Below are 26,347 nucleotides of genomic sequence, written 5' to 3'. Positions count from 1 at the left end.
GCATGAGCTATGCCGTCAAAGAGATGTTCCTGACCCTGCAGGGTGAGGGGGTGAACGCGGGGCGCCGGGCGGTGTTCGTGCGCTTCGCTGGGTGCAATCTGTGGAGCGGGCGCGAGCAGGATCGGGCCACGGCGGTCTGCCGGTTCTGCGACACCGATTTCGTCGGGGTCGACGGGCTGGGCGGCGGCAAGTTTGCCGATGCCGCGAGCCTGGTCGCGGCGGTCGCGGGCTTCTGGGGTGAGGGACGGGAAGCGCGCTTCGTCGTCCTCACCGGGGGCGAGCCGATGTTGCAGATCGACGATGCGCTGGTCGAGGCGCTGCACGACGCCGGTTTCCGCATCGCGATCGAAACCAACGGTACGCTGCCGGTGCATCCGGGGATCGACTGGGTGTGCGTCAGTCCCAAGGCGGGCAGCGTCGTGGTGCAACGCTCGGGCGACGAGCTGAAGCTGGTCTGGCCGCAGGCGGGGACCGATATCGCCGAGGTCGAGAGCTGGGATTTCGCCAACCGCCTGTTGCAGCCGATGGACGATGCCCGCGGTGTCGCGAACATCGAGGCGGCGATCGCGGTGGTGATGGAGCGCCCGCAATGGCGGCTGTCGTTGCAGACGCACAAGCTGCTGGGACTGCGCTAGGGACTTCCAAAAGCAACAAATCCCCCCGGAGCGGATCCGGGGGGATTTGCCGTCAGCGCTGCGCGGTTTCCGCGGCTGCCGTCACGGTGGGCACCGTCGCGGCCGTTGCGGCGGCAGGCACCGCTGCCGTTCCCGTCGGGCTCGCCGGCGGCCAGGCGAAGACGCCGCACTTCTTGGCTACCCATTCGCCCTTCTTGTTCCAGCAGATCGTGTCGAGCCGCGGCTGCGAAGCATAGTCGCGGCCGAGATAGCGCTGGAAATGCTGTTCGCCATAGGGCGTCAGGCTGTTGCGCAGCTCACGGACGCGATCCATCGCGAACGATCCGAAGCCGCCGCGCGGCACGAAGGTCGCGTCGCGGCCGATGCCGCTCGCCGTCTGGCAGAAGCCGAACTGCGCCGCGACGGTCGCATAGCCGGAATAGGTGCGCGTGCCGAACTGGTCGAGCGCCGCCTGGCCCGCCTTGGGCGCCTTGTTGACGCGCATGAAATATTTGGTGAGCGTGTCGAACGAATTCTTCAGCTCGGCCTCATGGTCCTTCAGCACCGCATTGTAATTGGGCACGGTGAGCAGCGTCGGTTCGAACTGGCATTGCAGCGCGGCGACGTTGAGCGCGGCTCGGACGCTCCACGCCATCGCCGCGCGCAGTTCCGCCTCGGTCGCGCCGGGTAGCGGCTGGCCGAGGCCGTCCTCATGCCCCTTGACCGCCTCGCCGCGGAAATCGTGCGAGCGCAGGTAGAATTGTGCCGAAGCCGGCGCCGCCGCCGCCAGGCCGATCGCGGCGCCGCCAAGCGCCAGCGCGATACGCAACACGGTCATCTTTCGTCATCCCCACGGAAAGCTATTATCGGGCGATTCTAGACGGTTTCGCGGGCCGACCCAATCCCCGATCGCGCCAATCCACGATAAAATCGGATGAAATGCGCCAGAACGTTGGAACCAAAAGAAAAGGCCGCCCGGTTGCCCGGACGGCCGTTTCACCACCGTAATATCCCTGACGGGAGATTACATTGCGTTGGTGGTCATCGTGTCGTTCGACATCATGGTGTCGTTCGACATCATCGTGTCGTTCGCCATCATGCCACCGTTCGACGCGCCGTCGACGGCGGTCATGTTGTCGCTCATGGTGCCCATGTCGTCGGTGGTGTTCATGTCGGTGACCATCGTGTTGTCGGTGGCCGTTTCGGTCTTCGGGCCACAGGCCGAAACCGCAAGAGCGGCGCCGGCGATCAGCGAGCCGGTCAGGACCTTGGAGATGAGTGCACGCATTGGAAGCTCCCTAGAATAGGATTTGGACGGCTTGCTGGCCCTTTAATACCCAAATCGCAGTGGACATTAATCGCATAACGCCCAGCCCTCAAGCCTCGAATTCTGTCCGGCGCGTTTATGCCGGACAAGACAGGGACCGGAGGAATGCCGGAGCGCTCAACGCAAGAGCATCGTCGAAGGTTGCCAGACGATCGTCACGGCCCAGATCGACGAGGCTGGTCACGGCGAAATCGGGCAGTCCGCACGGTATGATGCCGTTGAAATGGCTGAGGTCGGGTGCGACGTTGACCGCGAGGCCATGCAGCGTGATCCAGCGCCGCACGCGAACGCCGATCGCGCCGATCTTCGCCTCCGCGCCACCGTCGCGCGTCCAGATGCCGACCCGCCCCTCGGCGCGGAAGGCGGTGACGCCGAGTTCGGCGAGCGCCGCGATCACCCAGCCTTCGACGCCATGGACGAAGCAGCGCACGTCGCGGCCGCGCTTGCCGAGATCGAGCACCAGATAGACGATCCGCTGGCCGGGGCCGTGATAGGTGTATTTGCCGCCGCGTCCGGTCGCGACCACCGGAAAGCGCGCATCGATCAGGTCGCCGGAAGAGGCGCTGGTGCCGGCGGTGTAGATCGGCGGATGCTCGAGCAGCCAGATCAGCTCGCGCGCCTCGCCCGCCAGCACCGCCTCGGCGCGTGCCTCCATCGTCGCCAGTGCCTCGTCATAAGGCGTCAGGCCCGGCGATACCCGCCATTCGATACCATCGATCTCGGTCATGCCGGTGCATGTGTGCCAGAGACCGGGCGCTTGCAAGTTGGCGAGTGGCCAAGCCGGGGCGCTTGGGCTAACCGATCGCAAACGCGGGCGAAGGGGTGCCGGATGGTCAAGATGGGCAATGTGTGGGACCGCAGCGTCGAGGTGCTGAACGGACGCGGCGGCATGCTCGCCGGCATCGCGGCGCTCACCCTGTTCCTGCCGGCGGTGATCAACGCGGCGTGGACCGGCTTCGCCGCTCCTTCGACCGCCACCGCAGTGATCGGCCTGCTGCTCGTCATCGCGACGGCGATCGTCGCAGTGTGGGGGCAGCTCGCGATGATCGCCGCCTCGACCGATCCCGCGACCGACCGGACGGCGGCGATGCGACAGGCCAGTGCGCGCCTGCCTGCCGCATTGCTCGTCGCTTTGGTGTTGGCGGTGGTGATGATCGTGGCGTTCCTGCCGTCGATCGCTTTGCTGCTGCGCGCCGGCTTCGACTATCGGTCGCTTGCCGCGGGCACCGCGACGGCGCCGACCGATCCGGGCGCCGCGGGGCTCGCCGGCCTCTATGCGCTGGCGATGGGGCTGGCGTTGCTGTTCGTCGGCGCGCGGCTGCTGCCGCTCTATGCAGTGGTGCTGGAGGAGCGGCTGGCGGTCGCCGCGATCGCCCGATGCTGGCGGCTGACCCGTCGCCACACCTGGCGGCTGGTCGGCACGGTGCTGTTGTTCGTCGTCGTGCTGATGATCGCGACCTGGGCGGCGCAATCGGTCAGCGGGCTGATCTTTCGCCTGATTCTCGGCGCCAACGCGCAGGCGACGGTCGCGCTGCTCGCCGCCGCGGTGGCGCAGGCAGTGTCGGCGGCACTGACGTTGGTAGCGATCGTCTTCTCCGCGCAGCTCTACGTCGCGCTGGTCGCCCGCGAGCGGATGCTGCGCGACAAGGCCGCGCGCGGCGAGGTCCAGGCGTGAGGCTGACGCTCGCCGCCTTGCTGAGCGATGCCTGGGCGATGTTCCGGCGGGATGCCGACCTGCTGTTGCGGATCGCCGGCCTGTTCTTCTTCGTGCCGACCTATGCCTTGCTGCTGCTCACCGCGCCGCTGCCGATGCCCGACGACACGATCGTCGACACGCAGGCGCGGGCACAGGCGTGGATGACCGCGCTCGACGGCTGGGTCGGCGATTACGGGCTCGGCTCGGTTGGCGCCTATGCGATCACCTATCTGGGCCTCGCGGTCCTCTTCTGCCTGTTCCTCGATGCCGAGCGGCCGACGCTCGGCATGGCGATCCAGCGCGCGGCGCGGCGCTTCCCGCGCTTCATCCTCGCGATGGTGGTGGTGTCGATTCCGGCGGGGGCGGGGATGTACGTGCTGCTCCTGCCAGGCCTGTGGCTGATGAGCCGCTTCATGCTGGCCGGCCCGGTGCTGTTCGCCGAGCCGCAGACCGGCGCGATGCAGGCGGTCGGCGCGTCGTGGCGGATGACGCGGCGCGGGCAATTGGGGCTGCTCGGCGCGATCGTCACCATCTATCTCGCCGCGATCCTGGCGGGGCAGCCGTTCATGCTGCTGTCGCATTATCTTGGCGGCGAGGGCGGCGGCAATCCGCTCGGCATCGCGATCGCAGATGCCTGTGCCGCCGGCGTCGCGATGCTGACGCAGCTCGCCGGCGGACTGGTGGCGATCGTCGCCTATCGCCGGCTGTCGGCGATACCCGCGGCGTAGGCAGCTACGACCGACATTCCGTAACTCCTCCTCCTGGCGGGCAGGATTATCGCATATCGCTGCGGTGATGAGGCTCGATCGGTTTCCTCATCCCATCCGTCACCCCGGACTTGTTCCGGGGTCCACCGGGCCGCGAGGGAACGGTGTCGAATCAAGCCTTTCTCCTCGCCGCAGGGTGGACCCCGGAACAAGTCCGGGGTGACGGGGTGGGTTAGGAAGGCGACAGGGTCGCACAAGCGACCATATGCGATAGCCCTGCCCCGGCGGGGGAGGAATGCCCCACACCCCGAACGTCGATCCGCGCTACGCGAGATACGGTATGTGCGCGCCGGCATCGATCGGCAGCAGGCCGAGCGCGCGCGGATCGGGGAAGGTCTCGATCGTCCGCCGTACCGCGACGAAGCCCTGCGCCCGGTAGAAGTTGAGCGCCGAGGGATGGTCGAGCGTGCAGGTATGTACCCAGACGCGAGTGACGCCCGGCGCCCAGGCGCGTGCCATCGCCTCGGCCATCAGCCAGCGGCCATGGCCCTTGCCGGCGAGTTCGGGCACCAGCCCGAAATACGATAGCTCGCAGGCGCCGGCATGGCGGACGTCGAGTTCGACGAAGCCGATCTCGACCCCCGCCGGATCGACCGCGGCATAGACCTGCACTTGCGGATCGTGGACGATCGCGGTCAGCGCCGCATCGTCCATCGCGAGCCGCGAATACCACAGCCACGGCCCGCCGACGCGGCGGAACAGCAGCCGGTATTTGTCGGGGTCGGGCCGCTCCCAGCGCACTAGCCGCAGCGGCGAGGCGGGCAGCGGACGCAGCGGCGGCCGGCGCGTCATCTCCAGCGTGGTGACGATCGTCGCCAGCTCGCCGGGCGCGACGGGCGTCAGTCCCATGTCGCCACCGGCGGCAGGCTCATCAGGATCGCGTCGATATTGCCGCCGGTCTTGAGGCCGAACAGCGTGCCGCGGTCGTAGACGAGGTTGAATTCGGCATAGCGGCCGCGCCACGCGCGCTGCTGCGCCAGCTCCGCCGCGCCGAACGGCTCGGCCATCCGCCGCCGGACGAGGCGCGGGTAGACGTCGAGGAACGCCTCGCCCACCGCCTGGGTGAAGGCGAGGTTCGCGGCGAAATCGCCTTCGAGGTGGTCGTAGAAGATGCCGCCGACGCCGCGGTGGACCTGCCGGTGCGGGATGTAGAAATAGTCGTCCGCCCATGCCTTGAAGCGCGGGTAATAGGCCGGGTCGTGCGCGTCGCAGGCGGCGCGGAACGTCGCGTGGAAGTCGTCGGTGTCCTGCGCGACCGGCAGCGGCGGGTTGAGGTCCGCACCGCCGCCGAACCAGCGTTTGGTGGTGACGAGGAAGCGCGTGTTCATATGCACCGCGGGCACGTGCGGATTGGCCATGTGCGCGACGAGGCTGATCCCGGTGGCGAAGAAGCGCGGATCGTCGCCGGCGCCGTGGATCGACTTGCCGAACTCGCCGTCGAGCAGCCCGCCGACGGTCGAGACGTTGACGCCGACCTTCTCGAACACCTTGCCCTTCATGACGCCGCGCACGCCGCCGCCGCCGGGCGCGCCGGAGGGATCGGTGCGGTCCCACGCGATATAGTCGAACGCCGCGTCCGAGCCAGCCTCGCGCTCGATCGCCTCGAAGGCGGCGCAGATGCGGGTGCGCAAGGTTTCGAACCAAGTGCGGGCGGCGGTCTGTTCGGCGTCGAGGGTCAGCATGGCGGGCTTGTGGCAAGCGCCGGTCGCGAAGTCGAGCGCTGGTCATCGCCGCACATCGCTGGCAAGCCGCTGCCATGAACCGATCGATGCGCAAATCCTTGTTTCGCGGGCTGCGCGTGACCGCGGTCAGCTCCGCCTTCGTCTGCGCGTTCGTCTGGGCGGCGGGTTACTTCGATCGCGATCCGGTCCACGTCTATCCAGCGGTGCCACCCGCGGCGCGGATCGCGGTGGTCAACGTCTCGGGGGACATGGGGCTGCGCTTCCTGCTCGGCGCCTCGACCTCGCGCGGGCTGACCGAACATCATGTCCCGGTGGTCGGCATCTCCACCCCTGCGGTGTTCCGCCGGCGCCGTACCCGCGCCGAGGTCGACGCGTTCATGGCCGGCGTCGTCCGTACCGCGCTCGCCCGTACCGACGTCGCGCGGGTGGTGGTGATGGGGCAATCCTATGGCGCCGACATCGTCCAGACCGGGCTTGCCCGTTTGCCGGCCGATCTGCGCCCGAAGGTGGCGGCGATCGTCCTCGTCCTGCCGGGCGATTCGGTCTATTTCCGCGCCGACCCGACCGGCTGGTCGTACGGCGATTCGCCCGACAGCGTCGGCGTGACCACCGCCAACACGCTGACCTGGGCGCCGCTCACCTGCATCTATGGCGTCGAGGAAGACGACAGCCTGTGCCCGCTGCTGCGCGTGCCGGACGCACGGGTGATCGGCATGCCGGGCGGGCACAACATCCATCACGACGAGGCCGGGCTGCTGCGCCACGTGTTGGGGGCGGTGCGGGCGGTGCGGGCGGTGGCGCCCTAGTTTTAGTTCACGCGAAGGCGCGAAGAAGGTTGGTTCGCGCAGAGGCGCGGAGGCGCAGAGATGGCCCGTGCGGCGCAGCCTTTTACCCCCGACGAAACGGATGATCGGACCGCGTATGCCGGCACGGGACCCCCGACCGCCACCTCTCTGCGCCTCTGCGCCTCTGCGCGAACCAACCTTCTTCTTATCTTCGCGTCTTCGCGTCTTCGCGTGAATCAAACCGAAGGAAAGCCACCTGTCTGCCGCAGCGCTTCGGCGGCGACGATCCCCGCCGATACCGACAGATTGAGCGAGCGCAGCGGCGGCGCCATCGGGATGACCACCCGCGCGTCGGCCCGTGCGTGCACGTCCTCCGGCACGCCGGCGCTCTCGCGGCCGAACAGCAGCACGTCGCCGGCCGCGAAGGCGAAGGCGGGCAGGGGCGTCGCGCCGCGCGTCGTCGACAGCACCAGCCGGCCGCCGAACTGCGCGAGGAACGCGGTCCAGTCGGCGTGGCGGGTGATCGAGACGTGGTCGATATAGTCCATCGCCGCGCGCGCGACGCGCTTGTCGTCCCATTGGAAGCCCATCGGTTCGATCAGGTCGAGGCCGATGCCAAAGCAGGCGCAGGTGCGCATCACCGCGCCGACATTGCCGGCGATGTCGGGCTGATACAAAGCGATGCGCAGGCCGGTCGTCATGGCCCGGCGTCTTAGCGGCGCACGCGGCTGCGGTAAAATGCTGTTGGCAAAGCGTCGGCCCGCCGTCTATCAGTTCCCCGGCTCGCCGTGGGGACGGTAGGGTTCGGTGGCGCGGCACGACCGGTTCCTCCGCAATAATGATGGACGAGGGCAGAGACGAATGGCGACTGACAGCATGGTACCACCCGGTGAATCGCCGGAACCGTTCCACGAGGAAGTCCACGATCCCCGCCGTCGCGATTTCATCAATATCGCCGCCGTCTCCTTCGCCGGGGTCGGCGCGCTGGCGATCGTGCTGCCGCTGATCAACCAGATGAACCCCTCCGCCGACGTGCTCGCCCAGTCGACCACCGAGGTCGATCTGTCGAAGATCGCGCCGGGACAGGCGATCAAGTCGCAGTTCCGCAAGCAGCCTTTGTTTGTCCGCAACCTCACCCCCGCCGAAATCGCCGAGGCCAACAAGGTCGACGTCGCGAGCCTGCGCGATCCGCAGACGCTCGCCGAGCGGACCAAGCCCGGCAAGGAAAACTGGCTCATCACGCTGGGCGTCTGCACCCATCTCGGCTGCGTGCCGCTCGGGGCGGGCGAGGGCGAGAACAAGGGGCCGTTCGGCGGCTATTTCTGCCCGTGTCACGGCTCGGCCTATGACACCGCGGCGCGTATCAGACAGGGACCGGCACCCAAGAACCTCGCCGTCCCCGACTATACGTTCAATTCCGATACCGCCGTAACGGTCGGCTGAGGGAGATCCGGATCATGAGCTTTCCCTGGGCCAAACATTACGAACCGAAGCAGCCGTTGATGCGCTGGCTGGACGAGAAGCTGCCGCTGCCGCGCCTCGTCTACAATGCCGTCGGTGCGGGCTATCCGGTGCCGCGCAACCTCAATTACTTCTGGAACTTCGGCGTGCTCGCTGGCGCCGCATTGGCGATCCAGATCATCACCGGCGTCGTGCTGGCGATGCATTATGCCGCCAATGCCGGCGTCGCCTTCGGCTCGGTCGAGAGCATCATGCGCGACGTCAACGCCGGCTGGTTCCTGCGCTATGCGCATGCCAACGGCGCGTCGATGTTCCTGCTCGTCGTCTACATCCATATCGGCCGCGGCCTCTATTACGGCTCGTACAAGGCGCCGCGCGAGATGGTGTGGCTGCTCGGCGTCGTCATCTTCCTGCTGATGATGGCGACCGCGTTCATGGGCTATGTGCTCCCCTGGGGGCAGATGAGCTTCTGGGGTGCGCAGGTCATCACCGGCTTCTTCTCGGCGATACCGTTGGTCGGCGAGACGATCCGCATCTGGCTGCTCGGCGGTTTCGCACCGGACAATGCCGCGCTCAACCGCTTCTTCTCGCTCCACTATCTGCTGCCGTTCGTCACTGCGGGCGTTATCATCCTGCACATCTGGGCGCTGCACATTCCGGGATCGAACAACCCGACCGGCGTCGAGGTGAAGGGCGAGCAGGATACCGTCCCGTTCCATCCCTATTACACCGCCAAGGATGCGGTCGGGCTGGGCGTGTTCCTGCTGATCTTCGCGGCGCTGATCTTCTTCAGCCCCAACATGCTCGGCCATCCGGACAATTATATCGAGGCGAACCCGCTCTCGACGCCCGCGCACATCGTACCGGAATGGTATTTCCTGCCCTTCTACGCGATCCTCAAGAGCTTTACCGCGGACTTCATCCTGCCGGCCAAGCTGTGGGGCGTGCTGGCGATGTTCGGCTCGATCCTGCTGCTGTTCTTCCTGCCGTGGCTGGACAGTTCGCCGGTGCGCTCGGCCAATTACCGGCCGAAATATCGTGCCTTCCTCGCCATCCTGCTCGTCGACGTGCTGGTGCTCGGCTATGTCGGCGGCGCGGAGGCCAATGCGCGCAACGTCATCCTCGGCCAGCTCGCCTCGGCCTATTATTTCGCCCACTTCCTGATCATCCTGCCGTGGGTCGCGCGCTCCGAGCGCCCGCGCCCGCTGCCGAACTCGATCACCGAGGCGGTGCTGGCGAAGCAGGGCGGCACCAGCCCGGTCAAAACCGCGGCGCACGCCTGAACCGACTGGGGGACAACAGAACATCATGCCTCGCATCATCGCCTCGCTGGTCGGCGCCGCCTTCGTCTTCGTGCTCGCGATCGCGCTCTTCGGCACCGCCAAGACCGCGATCCAGGACCCGGCGCCGGAAAGCGCCGAGCACGTCTTCCACCTCCATCCGGAGAACATTCACCTGCCGTCGAACGGCTTCTTCGGGAAGTTCGACAACCAGCAGCTGCAGCGCGGCTTCCAGGTCTACAAGGAAGTATGCTCGGCCTGCCACAGCCTGAAGTACGTCGCCTTCCGCGACCTGACCAAGATCGGCTATTCCGAGCCCGAGGTGAAGGCGATCGCCAACCAATGGGTGATCGAACAGCCGAACATCAACCCGGAGACGGGCGAGCCGGCGACGCGCAAGAACGTGCCGTCGGACCATTTCCCGTCGCCCTTCGCCAATGAGATCGCGGCGCGCGCGGCGAACAACAATGCGCTGCCGCCCGATCTGTCGCTGATGACCAAGGCACGCGAGGACGGTTCCAACTACATCCATGCGCTGCTCACCGGCTATCGCGCGCAGCCGGCGGCGCTGGTCAAGGAGTTCCCGGGGTCGAAGACGCCGCAGGGGCTGCATTACAATCCGTATTTCGCGAACCTCAACATCGCGATGCCGCCGCCGCTGACCTCCGACGGTCAGGTGACCTATTCGGACGGCACCAAGGCGACCAAGGACCAGATGGCCCGCGACGTCGCCGCCTTCCTGACCTGGACTGCGGAGCCGAACCTCAACGCGCGCCATGCGGCGGGTGTGGCCGCGGGGATCTTCCTGCTGATCTTCTGCTTCCTCGCCTGGGGCGCGTATCAGAACGTCTGGCGCGACGTGAAGCATTGATCCGGCCCGCCACGGGCGGTTGGAAGGGGGGAGTGCCGCGAGGCGCTCCCCTTTCGTTTTACGGGTCCTCGCTCGCATCCGTCGGTGTGCCGGGACGGAATGATAGCCGCGCATTGACCCCGCCCGTGCATCCCCGCACAGCACGCGGATGAACGACGACCTCAAGGCCCTGATCCGCACCATCCCGGACTTCCCCAAGCCCGGCATCCAGTTCCGCGACATCACCACGCTTCTGCTCGACCCCGCCGGCTTCGCGACGACGATCGAGCGGATGGTCGCGGCGACGGTGGGGCCGGTCGATCTCGTCGCGGGAATAGAGGCGCGCGGCTTCCTGTTCGCAGCGGCGCTGGCAATGCCGCTGAACGCCGGCGTGTTGCTGATCCGCAAGGACGGCAAATTGCCGGGTGCGACGATCGCCGAGGATTATGCGCTGGAATATGGCGAGGATCGGATCGTCATGCACGAGGATGCGCTGGTGCCCGGCCAGCGCGTGCTGCTCGTCGACGATCTCATCGCCACCGGCGGCACCGCGCGCGCCGCGGTGCGGCTGCTGCGCAAGGCGGGGGCGCAACTGACGCAGGCGCAGTTCGTCGTCGACCTGCCCGATCTCGGTGGCGCCGACGCGCTGCGCGCGGAGAATATCCAGGTAGATTCGCTGGTTACGTTCGCCGGTCATTAACCGTTCAGCCGGAACCTGCGATGACCTGCCCTCGTTGAGCGACGAGTCGGCGCGTCTTTGCCCTATGCTCGCGCCCGTTTTTTGGGAGAGCAGCATGTTGCTCAAGCGTCTGGCCCTGATCGGCCTCCTCTTCGGTGCCGGGGTCGCGACCTCTGCTTGTACGGATGGCTACGGCTATAGCGGCGTCAACGTCGGCTATGGCAGCGGCGGCTATTACGACGGCGGCTATGGTGGATACGGCGGATATGGCGGTGGCTACGGCTACGGCGGCTATCCCAGCTACTTCGGCTGGTACGGCGATTATTATTATCCGGGCACCGGCATCTACGTCTACGATCAGTATCGCCGGCCGTATCGCTGGAACGACGGCCAGCGCCGCTATTGGGAGCAGCGCCGCAACGGCTGGCGCGGCGACCGCAACTTCCGCAACGACTGGAACGGCTTCGATCGCAACCGTGGGGACGGCTTCCGCGGTGATCGCGGTCCGGGCTTCCGTGGCGACCGGACGCCCGGCGTTCGCGGGGACGGCTTCCGCGGCGACCGGGGCAATTGGCGCGGCAATCGTCCGAATGTCTCCGGCACGCCGCAAGCCGCCACGCCGCAGGCGGTCGCACCGGCGGGCGGTGGCCAGCCGCGTGGCTGGGGCGGCGGCAATCGCGGCGGCGGCCCGCGCGGCGGTGGTCCGCGTGGCGGCGGCGGCTGGCGCGGGCGGCGGTGATCCCGGCGCTGGCGGCCGCTCCGGCGACCGTCAGCGTGCGCGCGTCTCGATCAACCCGTTCGATACGAAGGTCATGACCACCACGTCGTCCTGATTGAGAACCGTCATCCGGCTCTTGTAGATGCCCATCTCCGGGCGGCTCGCCGAGCGGCGTTTCTCCAGCACCTCGGTCTCGCAGCGTAGCCGGTCGCCGGGATAGACCGGCGTCCGCCAGCGCAATTCGTCGATCCCCGGCGAGCCCAGCCCCGCCTGTTCGTTGGCCTTGAGATGCGCGACCAGCATCGCCATCGTCATCGCGCAGGTATGCCAGCCGCTCGCCGACAATCGGCCGAAGTGCGTCGCGGCGGCGGCCTCGTCGGAGAGGTGGAAGGGCTGCGGATCATATTTCTCGGCGAAGGCGATGACCTCCTCGCGCGTTACCGGATAATCGCCGAAGCGCGCCGTCGCGCCGACCTCGATATCCTCGAAATATTGCACCGCATCCTCCTATCGTTTGAGCACCGGTCTAAACGGTGCGTCGTCGCCGTCCAGACCCACGCCGGCAGGCAGGCCGATCAGGTCGCGCAGCAGCGGGGCGACGTCGGTATTGTCGAAGCTCGCCAGACGCTTGCCGCCGACGAATGCCGGACCGTTGGCGAGGAACAGCGCCGCCATGTCGGGGGCGCGATTGTCATAGCCGTGCGCGCCGCCGCGGAAGGCGGTGGCCGGCGCGGACTTGAGGATCAGCCAGCCCGTCTCGGCGAGGCAGACGTAAGGCGGGATGCGCGGATTGGTGCCGTAGCGGAAGCGCGCCGGCACCGCGCCTTTGCGCCAGCAGGTCATATGCGGGTGCGGCTTGAGCAGCGCGGCTTCCAGCGCCCCTTCGCGGCCGGGGACGGGATAGAAGGTCGCATAGGGGCCGCTTTCGGACAGCAGTCGATAGTCCGCAGGATCGGCGATGCGGTCGAGCGCGATGGTGCGCGCGCTGTCGGTCGCCGCCATGCCGTGATCGGCGACAATGACGAGATTGGCGGGCTGTCGCAGGTCGCGCAGCCCCTGGACCAGCCGGCCGATCTGGACGTCGACGTCGGCAACCGCCTGCGTCGTCGCCGCGGCCTGCGGACCGTTGGCGTGGCCGGCGCTGTCGACCGTGTCGAAATAGAGCGTGAGGAAGCGTGGCCGCGTCGCGGCGGGCCGGCGCAGCCAGTCGATCACCGCGTCGACGCGCTGCGCGCCGGTCACCGCCTGGTTGAACTGTTGCCAGTCCTCGGGGCGGGTGGCGTTGGCGACCGCGCCATGGCTGTTGGGGACGATCGTGCCGCCCCAGCCGACGTTGGCGCCCGGCCAGAACATCGTCGCGGTTCGCACCCCCGCCTTTTCGGCGGTGACCCAGATCGGCTCGGCGGCGTTCCACCAGAAGGGATCGTCGCTCGCCATGGTGAAGGTCTCACCGGGGCGGGCCGGGTCCTCCATCCGGTTGCCGACGATGCCGTGATGGTCGGGGACCTTACCCGTCACCAACGTCCAGTGATTGGGGAAGGTGACCGACGGGAAGGACGGGCGCATCGCCGCGCTGACGCCGCCTGCTGCCAGCGCCGACAGATTGGGCGTCACCCCGCGGTCAAGGTAATCGGGGCGGAAGCCGTCGATCGAGACGAGGATCGTCACCGGCGCGGTCTGCATCCGCGGCAGCGGCGCGGGCGGGAGGCTGGCGGATGCTGGCGACGGCGCCGGCTGCGTCACGGGCGACAAAGCGGGGGGCGGGTAGGGCAAGGCACAGCCGGCAAGCGATAGCGCGGCGGCGGCGAGGGGAATCAGTCTCACAGGCGGATCGTCCCGGACGTGGAGGGCGCGCGTCCTCTACGCGGGACAGGGGTGCTGCCACAACCGAAACTGCGGAGGGATGTCGCCTATAAGCGGTCGTATGGAGGGGGCGTGTTTTGAAACCCGCCCCGTCACCCCGGCCTTGCGCCGGGGTCCCGCTTCTTCGGGCGGCGGGCAGAAGCGGGATGCCGGATCAGGTCCGGCATGACGGGGAAGTGTGAGCCGTTATGCCAGCTCAATCTTGTCCTGCCCGTCGGGGCGGATCGGGATCAGACGTTGAAGCGGAACAGCAGTACGTCGCCGTCGTGGACGACATATTCCTTGCCTTCCTGGCGCAGCTTGCCGGTGTCGCGGGCGCCGGCCTCGCCCTTGCAGGCGATGTAGTCGGCGAAGGCGATCGTCTCGGCGCGGATGAAGCCGCGTTCGAAGTCGGTGTGGATCTCGCCCGCCGCCTGCGGTGCCTTGGCGCCGGCATGGACGGTCCAGGCGCGCGCCTCCTTCGGCCCAACGGTGAAGAAAGTCAGCAGGTTGAGGAGCTTGTAGCCGGCGGTGATGACGCGGGCGAGGCCGGTCTCCTGCAAGCCCAGCTCGGCGAGGAATTCGGCGCGATCCTCGACCGGCATCGTCGCGATCTCGGCCTCGATCGCGGCGGAGACGACCACCGCCTCGGCGCCCTCGGCCTTGGCCTTCTCGAACACCTTGGCCGACAGATCGTTGCCGTTTGCCGCGTCGCTTTCGTCGACGTTGCAGACGTAGAGCACCGGCTTGGCGGTGATGAGCTGCGCCTGCGCGAAGACGCGCGCTTCCTCGGCATCCTTGGGCTGGGTCAGCCGCGCCGGCTTGCCTTCGCGCAGCAACTCGAGCGCCTGGCCGAGCACCGCGGCGCCGATCTTGGCCTCCTTGTCGCCCTGCTGGCCCTTCTTGACGAGGTTGGGCACGCGCTTTTCGAGGCTTTCGAGGTCGGAGAGCATCAGCTCGGTCTCGACCGTCTCGGCGTCGGCGATCGGATCGACCTTGCCCTCGACGTGGGTGACGTCGCCGTCGGTGAAGCAGCGCAGCACGTGGACGATCGCGTCGACCTCGCGGATGTTGCCGAGGAACTGGTTGCCGAGCCCTTCGCCCTTCGACGCGCCGCGGACCAGCCCGGCGATGTCGACGAAGGCGAGCTGCGTCTCGATGATCTTGGCCGAGCCGGCGATCTTGGCGAGCTGGTCGAGCCGCGGATCGGGAACGGCGACGTTGCCGACGTTCGGCTCGATCGTGCAGAACGGATAATTGGCCGCCTGCGCCGCTGCCGTTTCGGTCAAGGCGTTGAAGAGGGTGGACTTGCCGACGTTGGGCAGGCCGACGATGCCGCAGCGGAAACCCATGATGCGCTCTATTCTGATGGGGGGAAAGCGCGCGCCTTACCGTCCGCCGCCCGGTTTGACCAGATGGCGGGTGGGCGCGGCAGTTCGTCGCTCGATTAACTCACTTCGGCGCGCATTAAGAAATAGACCATTTTGAACATGTATCTTGAATGAATGCAGGATGGTGGATCGAAACGGGCGGCAGGCTGGCGGCGGACGCGCGACGCGGGAGGCATTGCGACGCGGGTCATCGGGGTGATCGGAACGCTGGCGGCGTCATGGCTGGCGTCGTCCGGCGCGGCCCAGTCGCTGCCTAATGCGGCGACGGGCGGGGAGGCGCGATGGGCGCTCCAGCCGCTGGCGCTCGGTAGCGAGGTCGGGCACGACGCCCGGCTTACCGGCAACCTGCGGCTGCGCGTCACCACCATCGTCACGGCACCCGGTCCGCGCGAGAAGCGGCATCAACGGCTCGGCAGTTCGATGCTCGAATTCTACCCGGTCGAGGCGAGCGGCTTTCACCTGTCGGCGGGGACGCGGATGTACGATCCGCGCGCCGGCGAGCAATGGACCAATCGCGCGCTGGTCGTCAGTGCGCCGCGTCCGCTTAACGTGCCCGGCAGCCGTGCCGGTCTGCGTCGGACGCCGACGCTGACCTTCGGCTATACCGGCGCGCTTGCCGATCGCACCCGGATCAGCGTCGAGATCGGCGCGATGAAGGGCAGCGCCTATGCCAGCGCGACCGACGCGACGCGTCGGCTGCGCGGCGAGCGCGGCGCGGGCAATCCGGTCAATCCGATAGTGCATCTGGTGGTGGGGCGGCGGTTCTGACGCGGCGCCGTCATCCGCGAAGCTCGCGCTTCGGCATGAACACGGCGGGGATGAGCGACGCAGCCTTTCTCGGCGGTCGCGAACACGGTAGGCGGCGGTGATGTTGCCGCCTTTGCCTGCCGCCGATCTGCTTCCCGCGTTCGCGCCGTGGTTCGACGTCGCCGGGCTGGCGGTGTTCGCCGTCTCGGGCGCCCTCGCGGCGGCGAAGCGCGGGCAGACGGCGGTGACGCTCGCCTTCTTCGCGCTGATCACCGGGGTCGGCGGCGGCACGGTGCGCGACCTGCTGATCGATGCGCCGGTGTTCTGGGTCCATGATCCCCGCGCGGCGACGGTTTGCCTGCTGATGGCGGCACTGGTCTGGGTGACGCCGGAGCGGTGGTGGAAGGACGGCGCGCTCGCCTGGTTCGATGCGGTCGGCCTTGCCGCTTATGCGGTCTATGGCGCGGCCAAGGCGATCGGCTACGGCGTGCCGCCGGTGCCGGCGGCGTTGATGGGGGTGGTGACCGCCTGCGTCGGCGGCATCATCCGCGACGTCCTCGCGGGCGAGCCGTCGATCCTGATGCGGCCGGAATTGTACGTCACCGCGGCGGCGCTGGCGTCGGCGCTGTACGTGGCGCTGGGGCTGATCGGACTGGCCGGCGCGCCGGCGGCGATCATCGCCGCGGCGGCGGGGTTCGGCCTGCGTGCCTTCGCGATCCGCTTCCGGCTGGCGCTGCCGGCGTATCGCCGCCGCGACGGCGATGGGCGTGAGGGCGCCTGATCGCGCCCGTGTTGGACGACATGGACAAGATGGACACCTTAACGGAAACGATCCGGGTTTATCGTTTCCGTTTTTGCTGTGATCTCGACGATGGCAAAGAGCGCGAGTCGGATCGGTATCAGCGAGGCGGCGAATAGGACAGGGGTGAGACCTCCGCAAAACGGCCCCAGTGCTCCTGCGAAGGCAGGAGCCTAGGAGTACCGATCGGTGTAAGGCGTTGTCTTGCTTGGCCCTGGGCTCCTGCTTTCGCAGGAGCACTGGGTTGCTCCACCAGCGATGCGGACTTTCTTGGATGCCTTGCTTCGTCAGGAGACGGCGTGCCGCTTAGACCCGCCTAGCCGCGCACCACGCCGGTATCGGCGAAGCGCTTCGGTTCGGCCGGCGGCGCGGTAGGTTCGGCCAGCGCGCATTGCCAATAGCCGACGTCGATCCACTGGCCGTGCTTGTGGCCGATCGCGCGGAACACGCCGGCACGGCGGAAGCCGACCTGCTCGTGCAGCGTGATCGAGGCGCTGTTGGGCAGCGCGATGCGGCCGATCGCCTGGGTGAAGCCCTGCGCGCGCAGCGTGTCGATCAATCCTTCGTACAGCAGCCGGCCGACACCCTGGCGCTGCGCGACGTCGGCGACGTAGATCGTCGTTTCCACCGCCCAGCGATAGGCCTCGCGCTCCGAGAAGCGCGTCGCATAGGCATAGCCGAGCACGCCGCCGGTCGCCTCGCCGGTCGTCGCGACGATCCACGGATAGAGGCCGGCGGACGACGCCATCCGCGTCCGCATCGCGCGCGTATCGGGCACCTCGGTCTCGAACGACACCGTGCCGGCGAGCACGTGCGGCGCATAGATCGCCGCGACCGCCGCGGCGTCGTCCGGCGTCGCGGGGCGAAGCGCGATCATCTCACAGCCCGACGCGTGCGAGGATCAGGTCGAGCAGCCGCGCGTCCGACCCGGCGGTGTCGCTCGGCCCTAGGCCGCCGCATTCGAGGCAGCGCGCCTGCACCGACCCCGCGGTGGCGAGCCGCTTGACGTCGCCGAGCGCCTGCGCGAGCAGCCCGCGCCGCTCCGCCGCGATCCGCGCGAAGACGTCGCCGCCCTGCGCCGTCTCGCTTGCGTCGTCGTCGTCCTTGTCGGCGAAGCTGGCGGCGATCTGCGCGGCGAAGCCGGGCGCCTTCTCCAGATATTCGGCATGGACCTTGGCGGGATCGAGCTTGGCGCGCTTCGCCGCCTCCGCCACCGCGTCCTGCAAGCCGCCGAAGCGATCGACCAGCTTGAGCTGGCGCGCGGTGCCGCCGTCCCAGACGCGGCCCTGCGCGATCTCGTCGACGCGCTGTGGCGTCATCCCGCGCGACTGCGCGACGCGGGCGAGGAACTGGCGATAGCCGTTCTCGATACCCGCCTGCAGGATGGTGTCGAGCTGCGGCGTGGTGCCGGCATAGACGTCGGGCTGGCCCGACAGCGGCGTCGACTTCACGCCGTCGGCGGTGACGCCGATCTTGGCGAGCGTCTTCTCGAAGGTCGGGATGATGCCGAAGATGCCGATCGAGCCGGTGATCGTCCCCGGCTCGGCGAAGATCACGTCGCCCGGCGTCGATACCCAATAGCCGCCCGACGCGGCGAGCCCGCCCATCGACACGACGACCGGCAGCCCCTTCTTCTTCGCCTCGAGGATGGCGAGCCGGATCCGTTCGGAGGCGAGCACCGAGCCGCCCGGCGAATCGACGCGCACGACCAGTGCCTTGAGGTTCTTCTTGGCGAGGCCGTTGAGGATCAGCTTGGCGATCGTATCGCCATGCGCGCTGCCCGGTCCGCCCTCGCCGTCGACGATGTCGCCGGCGACGGTGATCACGCCGATATTGTCGCCCGTCTTCGACAGCGGATTGGCGCCGACCCAGGCGTCGTATTTGATCGTGTTGAAGGTGCCGGCCGGCTTGCTGGCGTCGCTGCCGACCAGCGCGGCGACGCGGCGGCCGAAGGCGACGCGGTCGCCGAGCGTGTCGACGAGGTTCGATGCGAGATTGGCCTTGGCGATATCGCCGTTGGCGGCGACGATCATCCGGTCGGGGCTGGCGAGGAACGCGCCGACCTGCGCCTTGGGCCGCGCCTTGGCGATCGCCTCGCGCCACTGGCCGAACAGCGCGCCGAGCAGCTGCTGGCTCGCCTCGCGCGCCTCCGGGCTCTGGTCGGCGCGGGTATAGGGTTCGACGAAGCTCTTAAACTTGCCGACGCGATAGACGTGGGTGTTGACCCCGAGCTTGTCGATGAGGCCCTTGTAATAGAGCTGGCTGCCGCCGGGGCCGGTGAAGATCGTGCCGCCGAGCGGGTTGACCCAGATCTCGCTCGCATTGGCGGCGAGGCGATAGCCGGCGTCGGTGTAAGCGGTGGCGTAGGCGAGCACCGGCTTTTTGGTGTCGCGGAAGCGGCGGATCGCCTCGGCGACCTCGTTGAGCGTCGCCGGATAGCCGCCGCCGAAACGGTCGAGGTCGAGGACGAGCGCCTTGACCCGGTCGTCGGTGCGCGCGGCATCGATCGCGCGGAGCACGTCGCGGGCGCGATACTGGCGCGGCATCGCCTGGCCGGAGAGCGCGGCGAACGGCGCCTGTTCCTCGGGCTGTTCGACGATCGTGCCGTCGAGGTCGAGCACCAGCGCGCCGGGGACGATCGCCTTCGACCCCGGCCGCGCATTGAGCGCCGCGAACAGCAGACCGAAGAACAACAGCATCGCGATCAGGACCAGACCGTCCTTGATCGCCACCAGCAGCTTCCATGCGCCCCGTACCAGCTTCACGCGTCGCTCCTTCTATTCCCGTGCAGCGCTAGAGCAGCGGCGCGTGCCGCGCAACGGTCCGTATTAGGGCGACAATACAGGGGGCGGCAGCCGTCGCATCATGCGCGCTGGGTTGGATCGATATTTGTCGTCCTAGCGCAATGCCTCCCCCGCGAGGGGCAGGGCTATCGCAAATGGCTACGCTGATGAGGTTCGATCCGTTCGATCATCAGATTCGTCACCCCGGACTCGTTCCGGGGTCCACCGAGCCGCGAGAGAATGGTCAAATTAAGCCTCTCTCCTCGCCGCGGGGTGGACCCCGGAACAAGTCCGGGGTGACGGGGTGGGCTTGGTGTTCGGCGGACTCGCACGAACGATTGGCGATAGCCTTCCTCCAGCGGGGGGGATGCCATCTAAATGCCCGTGCCGCGTCTCCGGTCTCCGGGCCGCGCCTATGATACGAGGACTTCCTAGAGGGATCTGCCGTATCCATGAGCACCATCTTTCCCAACAGCATGGCGAAGCTGCGCGACGACGGGACCGGGGACGGCGTCGACGTCGTCATGCGGACGAAGGACCGGCCGGCGCTGCTCGGGCGGGCGCTGGCGAGCGTGGTGAATCAGTGGCATGCGAACTGGCACCTCTATCTGATCAACGACGGCGGCGAGGCCGCGCCCGTCGACGCGCTGGTGCAGGTCTTCGCCGAGCCGCTCGCCGGGCGGATCACCGTCATCCACAATCCCGCCAGCCTGGGGATGAGCGCGGCGGCCAATCTCGGTCTGTCGCGCGGAACGTCGGCGTTCGTCGCGACGCATGACGACGACGATTCCTGGGACCCGGCGTTCCTCGCCACCGGCACCGCCTTCCTGCTCGCGCCGGAGCAGCGCCGGTTCGGCGCGGTGCTCACCAGGTGGAACCGGGTCGAGGAGCGGTTCGACGGGACCACGGTCGAGATCACCGCCGCCGCGGTACAGGGCTATGACGGCGCGGTCGTCGACTTCCTCGACGTCCTGCGCACGCCGCAGGTCCCGCCGATCGCGCTGCTGTGGCGGCGCAACGTCGCGGCGAGGGCAGGTTTCCTGAATTCGCATCTGCCCGTGCTCGACGATTGGGACTTCAACCTGCGCGCGCTGCAACTCGCCGACATCGCCCTGCTGCCCGAGCCGCTCGCCAATTATCACGTCCGCGTGTCGGCGGACGCCGGCGACTACGCCAATACGATCACCGACGGGCTGCCGACGCACCTGCGTTACAACACGCTGTACCGCAACAGCCTGTTGCGGGCCTATCTCGACAAGGACCCGGCGCGGATCGGGCTGGTCGCCGCATTGCTCAAGAACGGCGAACTGGCGCGCCAGCAGATCGAGGCGGTGCAGATCGCCTCTCATCGCGAACTGTCGGGCAACCAGCATCATCTCAACACGCGGCTCGACGGCATCGAGGCGGAGGTGCGCGAGACCAGGGCGCTGCTCGAGAAGATCTGGGGGGCGATCACGCAGACCGCCTGAGCGGGCGGGCGGCGGCTTGCCGCGGCGGCGGTTCGCCGCGATGACGGGCGTTCCACGATATCGGAATCCACCTGCTCATGTCGTCCGCCATCCAGCCGCCGCGGTTCGGGTTCGAAGGTCCGGTGAAACGTTCGATGACGATCGCCGGCCATCAGACCTCGATCAGTCTGGAACCGGCGTTCTGGCAGGCGCTGGAAACGGCGGCGGTCGCGCAGGCGCTGCCGCTGTCGGCGCTGGTCGCGCAGATCGACGTATTGCGCATCGCCGCCGACGAGCCGCCCAATCTGGCGAGCGCAATCCGCAGCTGGCTGTTTGCTCGGGCACAGATCGAGACGGGCGATCACGAGCAGTGAGAATGCTACGCAATACCGTTGACAGTGCGAACGACTCTCAATAGCGAGCCCCCCAAGAAAAGCAGGGGGTCTCAATGTCCAAATCGTCCGTTTCGTTCCTGGCCTTGTCGTGCGTCGGCGCGTTCCACACGCTGCCCGCTTATGCCGAGGACGCGACGAAACCGACGCCGACCCCGGTCTCCGACCCCGACCAGCGCCGCGATCCCGACGACATCCTCGTCAATGGCGAGCGTGTCCGGCGCAGCGACGATCCCAAGGCGGTCGCGCCGCTGATCGACACGCCGCGCTCGATCGTGCTGATCCCCAAGGAAGTGATCCAGCAGACCGGATCGATCAGCCTGCAGGACGCGCTGCGCACCGTGCCGGGAATCACCTTCGGCGCGGCGGAGGGCGGCAATCCGCTCGGCGACCGGCCGTTCATCCGCGGCTTCGATACGCAGGGCAGCATCTATGTCGACGGCGTCCGCGACCTCGGCGCGCAGAGCCGCGAAGTGTTCGCCACCGAGACGATCCAGATCGTCCGCGGCTCGGATTCGACGCTCGGCGGACGCGGCTCGGCGGGCGGCACGATCAACATCATCTCCAAGCTGCCGCAGCTCGACGATTTCGGCAGCGTCACCGGCAGCTACGGCAACGCCGACTTCAAGCGCGTCACCGCCGACCTCAACCTCAAGCTCGGCGAGATGGCGGCGTTCCGCATCGAGGGGCTGTGGCACGATCAGGACATCGCCGGTCGCGATGCGCTCTACGCACGTCGCTGGGGCGTCGCGCCGTCGGTGACGCTGGGCCTCGGCACGGCGACGCGGCTGACCGCGAGCTATTATTATCTCGAAAGCCACGAGCTGCCCGATGCGGGCATCCCCTATCTCTATACGATCGGCAATGCGCCGGGGACGGGCACGATCGCGTCGCGGCCGGCGCTCGGCACGATCACGACGCGCGGCGGCCAGACCGGCTATGTCGACCGTTCGGTGTTCTACGGCCTGACCGACCGCGATTTCCGCGACACCAAGACGCATCAGGCGACGCTGCGCGCCGAGCATGATTTCGGTGGCATCACGCTGCGCAACACCGCGCGCTTCACCCACACCGACCAGAATTACATCATGTCGATGCCCGACGACAGCCAGGGCAACGTCTATGGCAATCCCGCCGCGACGGCGGGGACATTGGCGGCGGCGGGTGGCTATACCTGGCGGCGGTCGAACACGCGCTTCGGCTATACGGAATCGATCATCAACCAGACCGATCTGTACGGCACGTTCAAGACCGGCAGCGTCGAGCACAGCTTCGCCGCCGGGACCGAATTCGCCTGGGAGAAGGCGCGGCGCGGCACCTATGCGCTCGCCAACGGCTCGACCGCAGTGCCGCGGTGCACGACCGCGACCGTCGCGCGCTACAATTGCACCAGTATCTTCGCGCCGAACCCCAACGATCCCTGGGTGAATTACGTCAACGATACGTCGACGGTGCGGACGCCGATCGTCCGCGGTGCGCTCGCGGCGCAGACGCAGAACGACGCCAATACGCGCGCTGCTTATGCGTTCGATTCGATCACTTTGGTGCCGCAGCTCATCCTCAACCTCGGCCTGCGCTACGACCGCTTCTCGTCGACGACGCGGCTGCCGGGGGCGACGCAATTCCAGATCAAGCGCACCGACGAACTCTTCAACTGGCAGGCGGGGCTCGTCTTCAAGCCGACGCCGGACACCAGCCTCTATGCGAGCTACGCCACCGCGGCGACGCCGCCCAACAGCCTGCTCGGCGAGGGGCGCGAGGACAATGCGCTGCCCACCACGGCGCAGACCGCCGCGATCGTCGATCTGCTCAAGCCGCAGAAGACCAAATCCTACGAGGTCGGTGCCAAGGCGACCCTGCTCGGCGACAAACTGTTGCTGACCGCGGCGGCGTTCCAGACGCAGATCGACAATGCCCGCGTCACCGGGCCGAACAATACCGTCGAGTTCATCGGTGAATCGCGCATCCGCGGCATCGAACTGGGCGCGACGGGGACGATCCTGCCGGGCTGGACGGTGTTCGGCGGCTATACGCACCTCGACCCCAAGGTGATCGACGGCGGCTCGACGATCCTCGGCGGCGTAGCGGTCCCCTCGGTCAATACCGGCCGGCAGATGCCGCAGACGACGCGCGACAGCTTCACCGCGACGACCAACGTCACCTTGTGGGACCGGCTCGAGGTCGGCGGCACCGCCATCTATATGGGCAAGCAGATCGCCGGCTATTCGGACGACCGCAGCGCGACGCAGCTCGTCGCGACCAAGCTGCTCGTCCGTCAGGCGCCGGCCTATTGGCGCTTCGATGCGCGCGCGAGCGTCAAGCTGACGCCCAACGTCGATCTCAGCGTCAATGCGCAGAACCTGACCGACAAGGTGTATTACAGCCAGCTCTACACCACCCATTTCGCGCAGGTCGCGGCGGGGCGGACGGTGTTCGGCACGGTCGCCGTGCGCTTCTGATGGCAGCGGTGGCGCTCGCCGCGGACGAGGCCGCGCTGGTGCGGCGTGCGGCCGAGGCGGGGCTGCCCGACGCGCAGGCGATGTTCGGGCAGATGCTGCTCGACGGCAATGGCGTCGCGGCGGACCCCGCCGCGGCGCTCGGCTGGTTCGTCAAGGCGGCGGCGCAACAGCATCTGATGGCGCTCAACATGGTCGGGCGCTGCTACGACCTTGGCTGGGGCGCTACGGTCGACAAGGCGCGCGCGGCGGAATGCTATCGCGTCGCCGCGGAACGCGGGCTCGACTGGGCGATGTATAATTATGCGACGCTGCTCGCGCTCGGCGAGGGCGTTGCGGAGGACAAGGCGGCGGCGCTCGACTGGCTCGAACGGGCGGCGGCGCTGGGCAATGTGAAGGCGGTCAATTTCGTCGGCAGCTTCGCCGAGGACGGCTGGGTCGCCCCGCGGGACATGGCGAAGGCGGCGCGCTGCTACGAACGCGCCGCGGCGGGCGGCGATTTCCGCGGCTGTTTCAACCATGCGCGAATGCTGGCAGACACCGGGCGGATGGACGAAGCCTTACACTGGATCGGCCGCGCCGGCGCGCTCGGCAATGCGCGCTTCGTCGCGCAGGTGCGCGACTGGCTCGCCGCCTGCCCGCATGCCGCGTTGCGCAGTCGCGGTCCGGCGGCGCTGGCGGGGGCGCGCGCATGCTGATCGCGATCCCCGACCTGCTCGATGCGGCGGCGGTGGCGACGCTGCGCGCGACGATCGACGCGGCGGACTGGACCGATGGCAATGCCACCTCGGGCCACCAGTCCGCGCTGGCCAAGCGCAACGAGCAACTGCCCGAGGATAGCGCGGCGGCGCGGGCAGGGGGCGCGATGGTGCTCGACGCGCTCGCCGCGTCGCCGCTGTTCGTCGCGGCGGCGCTGCCGCTCAAGGTGTTTCCGCCGCTGTTCAACCGCTACGGGCCGGGCGCGACCTTCGGCACGCATGTCGACAGTGCGATCCGTATCCGCCGCGGCAGCGACTTTCGTATCCGCTCCGATTTGTCGGCGACGCTCTTCCTCAGCGACCCCGCCGATTACGATGGTGGCGAACTGGTGATCGAGGACCAGTTCGGCACGCAGACCGTCAAGCTGCCCGCGGGCCATATGGTCCTCTATCCCGCGTCCAGCCTGCATCGCGTGACGCCGGTGACGCGCGGGGTGCGCGTCGCGTCCTTCTTCTGGATCCAGTCGATGGTCCGCGACGACGGCGCGCGGCGGATGTTGTTCGAGCTTGACGAGGGCGTGCAGGCGGCGACCGCGGCGATGGGCGCGGATGCGCCGGCCGTGGTCAAGCTGACCGGCGTGTACCACAACCTGCTCCGCCGCTGGGCGGAGGTGTAGGGGCGCGCGCCCCCCAGTCCGTCAGCCCCGCGGAGGCGGGGATCCAGACGCGCAGATCCCGCTTGAGCCGCAACGTCGGCGTGTATGGATCCCCGCCTTCGCGGGGATGACATCGTTCATTGTAGGGCGTCGGGCAGATTGACCTCCCCCCGGCACGCATGCGACGCCGCGCCAATGGGTTGGAGCGAGCGATGACGAAACTGGCGTGGCGCAGGACGTGGTTCCAGATCCACAAATGGATCGGCCTGTTGCTGGCGATCCTCATCATCCCGCTGTCGCTGTCCGGTGCGGCGCTCGTCTGGCACGACGCGCTCGACCGGATCGTCCATCCCGCGCGCTATCAGATCAGCGGCGCCACGCTGCGGACGCCCGAGACCTATGCCGCTGCGGCGCAGGCGGTGCTCAAGCCCGGCGAGCGGATCGCGCAGATCACCATGCCGGAGGGCAAGGGACCGGTCACGGTCGCCGCCGCGCCCGCCACCGTCGATCCCGACCGCCGCGGGCCGCCGCCGCGTATGATGATCTACCTCGATCCGCCGACCGCGCGCGTGCTCGACGTCGCCGAGCGCAACGCCGGGCTGGTGCGCTTCCTGCACGTGCTGCACGGCAGTTTGCAGGTGCCGGGGATCGGGCGGACGATCGTCGGCTGGATCGGCGTGGCGATGATGGTGTCGAGTTTCACCGGGCTGTGGCTGTGGTGGCCGACGGTGGGCGCCTTTACCAAGGGGCTGCGCTGGCGGCGGCATCGCAACACCGACACCAATATCCATCATATGGCAGGCTTCTGGATCGCCTTGCCGCTGTTCGTGCTGTCGCTGACCGGCGCGTGGATCAGCTTCCCGGCGGTGTTCGGCGGCCAGCGCGCGCCGGATCGCGGCGCGCAGCGGGCGGTGCCGCTCGCCGAGCCGGGGCAGCCGCTCGATCTGGTCGTCGCGCGCGCGGCGAGCGTGCGGCGCGGCGCGCTCCGCAGCATCGCCTGGCCGACCAGCGCGACCGCGGACTGGACGGTGACCTATGCCGGCGGCCATGTCGTCAAGGTGGCGGACGACAATGGCGTCGCGGTGGCGGCGCCGGCGCGGCGGCCGGGCGGCTTGGCGCTGACGATGCGCCGCATCCACGACGGCGAGGGGATGGGGATCGTCTGGCAGGTCGTGATCTTCCTAGGCGGCATCGCGCCGGCGGTGCTCGCGGTGACGGGCGTGATCATGTGGTGGCGCGCGCGCGAATGGCGGGCGAAGGTGCGGCGTCCCTGAAG

The 26,347-nt window shown here is 68.2% G+C and carries 28 protein-coding genes; 17 read left to right on the top strand and 11 right to left on the bottom strand.

From position 1 onward, the window contains the following. Positions 1-2 precede the first annotated feature (2 nt). Positions 3-635 (top strand): 7-carboxy-7-deazaguanine synthase, encoded by a 633-nt coding sequence (gene queE / locus MC45_RS09100; protein ID WP_038662089.1) that lies wholly within the window; start codon positions 3-5, stop codon positions 633-635. Between the two features lie 52 nt (positions 636-687). On the opposite strand, the gene MC45_RS09095 is transcribed toward queE, so the two are convergent. From MC45_RS09095 to lipB, 3 genes are all read right to left on the bottom strand, one after another. Further along, positions 688-1,452 carry a hypothetical protein gene (locus MC45_RS09095; RefSeq protein WP_052075593.1) on the bottom strand — a complete coding sequence of 255 codons (765 nt, stop codon included), beginning with the start codon at positions 1,450-1,452 and terminating at the stop codon, positions 688-690. Positions 1,453-1,638: 186 nt separating this feature from the next. Then, positions 1,639-1,902 (bottom strand): hypothetical protein, encoded by a 264-nt coding sequence (locus tag MC45_RS09090; protein ID WP_038662086.1) that lies wholly within the window; start codon positions 1,900-1,902, stop codon positions 1,639-1,641. Positions 1,903-2,017: 115 nt separating this feature from the next. Then, a complete protein-coding gene (gene lipB / locus MC45_RS09085; protein ID WP_038662083.1) occupies positions 2,018-2,668 on the bottom strand; it encodes a lipoyl(octanoyl) transferase LipB in 651 nt (216 codons plus the stop codon). A 102-nt stretch (positions 2,669-2,770) separates the two neighbouring features. Here lipB and MC45_RS09080 point away from each other — a divergent pair, with 102 nt between their 5' ends. After that, entirely contained in the window at positions 2,771-3,616 is an 846-nt protein-coding gene (locus MC45_RS09080; protein ID WP_038662079.1) for a DUF7847 domain-containing protein, read from the top strand. After that, positions 3,613-4,365 carry a hypothetical protein gene (locus MC45_RS09075; RefSeq protein WP_052075592.1) on the top strand — a complete coding sequence of 251 codons (753 nt, stop codon included), beginning with the start codon at positions 3,613-3,615 and terminating at the stop codon, positions 4,363-4,365. Before MC45_RS09080 ends, MC45_RS09075 begins: the two co-directional genes overlap by 4 nt. Positions 4,366-4,668: 303 nt before the next feature. Here the strand turns inward: MC45_RS09075 and MC45_RS09070 are convergent, their stop codons facing one another. Both MC45_RS09070 and hemF read right to left on the bottom strand, forming a co-directional pair. Next, positions 4,669-5,253: a GNAT family N-acetyltransferase gene (locus MC45_RS09070; protein WP_038662076.1), complete on the bottom strand. Its 585-nt coding sequence runs from the start codon at positions 5,251-5,253 to the stop codon at positions 4,669-4,671. Further along, a complete protein-coding gene (gene hemF, locus MC45_RS09065; RefSeq protein ID WP_038662073.1) occupies positions 5,244-6,086 on the bottom strand; it encodes an oxygen-dependent coproporphyrinogen oxidase in 843 nt (280 codons plus the stop codon). Before hemF ends, MC45_RS09070 begins: the two co-directional genes overlap by 10 nt. Positions 6,087-6,172: 86 nt before the next feature. Between hemF and MC45_RS09060 the strand changes: the two genes are divergently transcribed. Further along, positions 6,173-6,892 (top strand): AcvB/VirJ family lysyl-phosphatidylglycerol hydrolase, encoded by a 720-nt coding sequence (locus MC45_RS09060; RefSeq protein WP_038667001.1) that lies wholly within the window; start codon positions 6,173-6,175, stop codon positions 6,890-6,892. 215 nt (positions 6,893-7,107) lie between these two features. Here MC45_RS09060 and MC45_RS09055 read toward each other — a convergent pair whose 3' ends face one another. Further along, a complete protein-coding gene (locus MC45_RS09055) occupies positions 7,108-7,572 on the bottom strand; it encodes a tRNA (cytidine(34)-2'-O)-methyltransferase (protein WP_038662070.1) in 465 nt (154 codons plus the stop codon). Between the two features lie 175 nt (positions 7,573-7,747). Between MC45_RS09055 and petA the strand changes: the two genes are divergently transcribed. The 5 genes from petA (at position 7,748) to MC45_RS09030 (ending at position 11,880) form a co-directional block, all read left to right on the top strand. After that, complete coding sequence (petA, locus tag MC45_RS09050) at positions 7,748-8,314, top strand: ubiquinol-cytochrome c reductase iron-sulfur subunit (RefSeq protein ID WP_052075804.1); 567 nt, start codon at positions 7,748-7,750, stop codon at positions 8,312-8,314. A 14-nt stretch (positions 8,315-8,328) separates the two neighbouring features. Then, positions 8,329-9,615 (top strand): cytochrome b, encoded by a 1,287-nt coding sequence (locus MC45_RS09045; RefSeq protein WP_038662063.1) that lies wholly within the window; start codon positions 8,329-8,331, stop codon positions 9,613-9,615. 25 nt (positions 9,616-9,640) lie between these two features. After that, on the top strand, positions 9,641-10,483 hold the full coding sequence (locus tag MC45_RS09040; protein WP_038662060.1) for a cytochrome c1: 843 nt from the start codon (positions 9,641-9,643) through the stop codon (positions 10,481-10,483). Positions 10,484-10,631: 148 nt separating this feature from the next. Next, positions 10,632-11,162 (top strand): adenine phosphoribosyltransferase, encoded by a 531-nt coding sequence (locus tag MC45_RS09035; protein WP_038662057.1) that lies wholly within the window; start codon positions 10,632-10,634, stop codon positions 11,160-11,162. Between the two features lie 94 nt (positions 11,163-11,256). Continuing rightward, positions 11,257-11,880: a hypothetical protein gene (locus MC45_RS09030; RefSeq protein WP_038662054.1), complete on the top strand. Its 624-nt coding sequence runs from the start codon at positions 11,257-11,259 to the stop codon at positions 11,878-11,880. Between the two features lie 30 nt (positions 11,881-11,910). Here the strand turns inward: MC45_RS09030 and MC45_RS09025 are convergent, their stop codons facing one another. The 3 genes from MC45_RS09025 to ychF all read right to left on the bottom strand — a co-directional run bounded on the left by MC45_RS09025 (position 11,911) and on the right by ychF (position 15,053). Then, positions 11,911-12,357 (bottom strand): MaoC family dehydratase, encoded by a 447-nt coding sequence (locus MC45_RS09025; RefSeq protein WP_038662051.1) that lies wholly within the window; start codon positions 12,355-12,357, stop codon positions 11,911-11,913. 9 nt (positions 12,358-12,366) lie between these two features. Next, positions 12,367-13,683 (bottom strand): alkaline phosphatase family protein, encoded by a 1,317-nt coding sequence (locus MC45_RS09020; RefSeq protein WP_038662050.1) that lies wholly within the window; start codon positions 13,681-13,683, stop codon positions 12,367-12,369. Positions 13,684-13,952: 269 nt separating this feature from the next. Then, entirely contained in the window at positions 13,953-15,053 is a 1,101-nt protein-coding gene (gene ychF, locus MC45_RS09015) for a redox-regulated ATPase YchF (RefSeq protein ID WP_038662048.1), read from the bottom strand. A gap of 153 nt (positions 15,054-15,206) precedes the next feature. Between ychF and MC45_RS09010 the strand changes: the two genes are divergently transcribed. Together MC45_RS09010 and MC45_RS09005 are read left to right on the top strand one after the other, a co-directional pair. Further along, on the top strand, positions 15,207-15,860 hold the full coding sequence (locus MC45_RS09010; protein ID WP_052075590.1) for a hypothetical protein: 654 nt from the start codon (positions 15,207-15,209) through the stop codon (positions 15,858-15,860). A 100-nt stretch (positions 15,861-15,960) separates the two neighbouring features. Continuing rightward, on the top strand, positions 15,961-16,620 hold the full coding sequence (locus tag MC45_RS09005; RefSeq protein ID WP_038662046.1) for a trimeric intracellular cation channel family protein: 660 nt from the start codon (positions 15,961-15,963) through the stop codon (positions 16,618-16,620). Positions 16,621-16,954: 334 nt separating this feature from the next. On the opposite strand, the gene MC45_RS09000 is transcribed toward MC45_RS09005, so the two are convergent. Together MC45_RS09000 and sppA are read right to left on the bottom strand one after the other, a co-directional pair. Further along, a complete protein-coding gene (locus MC45_RS09000) occupies positions 16,955-17,515 on the bottom strand; it encodes a GNAT family N-acetyltransferase (RefSeq protein WP_038662043.1) in 561 nt (186 codons plus the stop codon). Position 17,516: 1 nt separating this feature from the next. Next, a complete protein-coding gene (gene sppA, locus MC45_RS08995) occupies positions 17,517-19,403 on the bottom strand; it encodes a signal peptide peptidase SppA (RefSeq protein WP_038662041.1) in 1,887 nt (628 codons plus the stop codon). A gap of 470 nt (positions 19,404-19,873) precedes the next feature. On the opposite strand from sppA, the gene MC45_RS08990 reads away from it, so the two are divergent. The 6 genes from MC45_RS08990 to MC45_RS08965 all read left to right on the top strand — a co-directional run bounded on the left by MC45_RS08990 (position 19,874) and on the right by MC45_RS08965 (position 26,345). Beyond that, positions 19,874-20,890, top strand: coding sequence for a glycosyltransferase family 2 protein (locus MC45_RS08990; protein WP_052075589.1), 1,017 nt, complete (start codon positions 19,874-19,876; stop codon positions 20,888-20,890). Positions 20,891-20,967: 77 nt separating this feature from the next. Continuing rightward, the gene (locus tag MC45_RS08985) at positions 20,968-21,243 is read left to right on the top strand and encodes a ribbon-helix-helix domain-containing protein (RefSeq protein ID WP_052075588.1); all 276 of its coding nucleotides are present in this window, start codon (positions 20,968-20,970) and stop codon (positions 21,241-21,243) included. Between the two features lie 74 nt (positions 21,244-21,317). Next, entirely contained in the window at positions 21,318-23,720 is a 2,403-nt protein-coding gene (locus tag MC45_RS08980) for a TonB-dependent receptor (RefSeq protein ID WP_038662038.1), read from the top strand. Then, positions 23,720-24,415, top strand: a complete 696-nt coding sequence (locus MC45_RS08975) for a tetratricopeptide repeat protein (protein ID WP_038662035.1) — start codon at positions 23,720-23,722, stop codon at positions 24,413-24,415. The genes MC45_RS08980 and MC45_RS08975 overlap by 1 nt, the downstream gene beginning before the upstream one ends. Further along, positions 24,409-25,092 (top strand): Fe2+-dependent dioxygenase, encoded by a 684-nt coding sequence (locus MC45_RS08970; protein ID WP_038662033.1) that lies wholly within the window; start codon positions 24,409-24,411, stop codon positions 25,090-25,092. Before MC45_RS08975 ends, MC45_RS08970 begins: the two co-directional genes overlap by 7 nt. A gap of 191 nt (positions 25,093-25,283) precedes the next feature. After that, positions 25,284-26,345 (top strand): PepSY-associated TM helix domain-containing protein, encoded by a 1,062-nt coding sequence (locus MC45_RS08965; RefSeq protein WP_038662030.1) that lies wholly within the window; start codon positions 25,284-25,286, stop codon positions 26,343-26,345. Positions 26,346-26,347 lie beyond the last annotated feature (2 nt).

It is taken from the genome of Sphingomonas taxi (assembly GCF_000764535.1).
GTDB classification, from domain to species: Bacteria; Pseudomonadota; Alphaproteobacteria; order Sphingomonadales; family Sphingomonadaceae; genus Sphingomonas; species Sphingomonas taxi.
The sequence above is the reverse complement of the archived record's forward strand: the minus strand, read 5'-3'. Positions and strand labels throughout refer to the sequence as shown.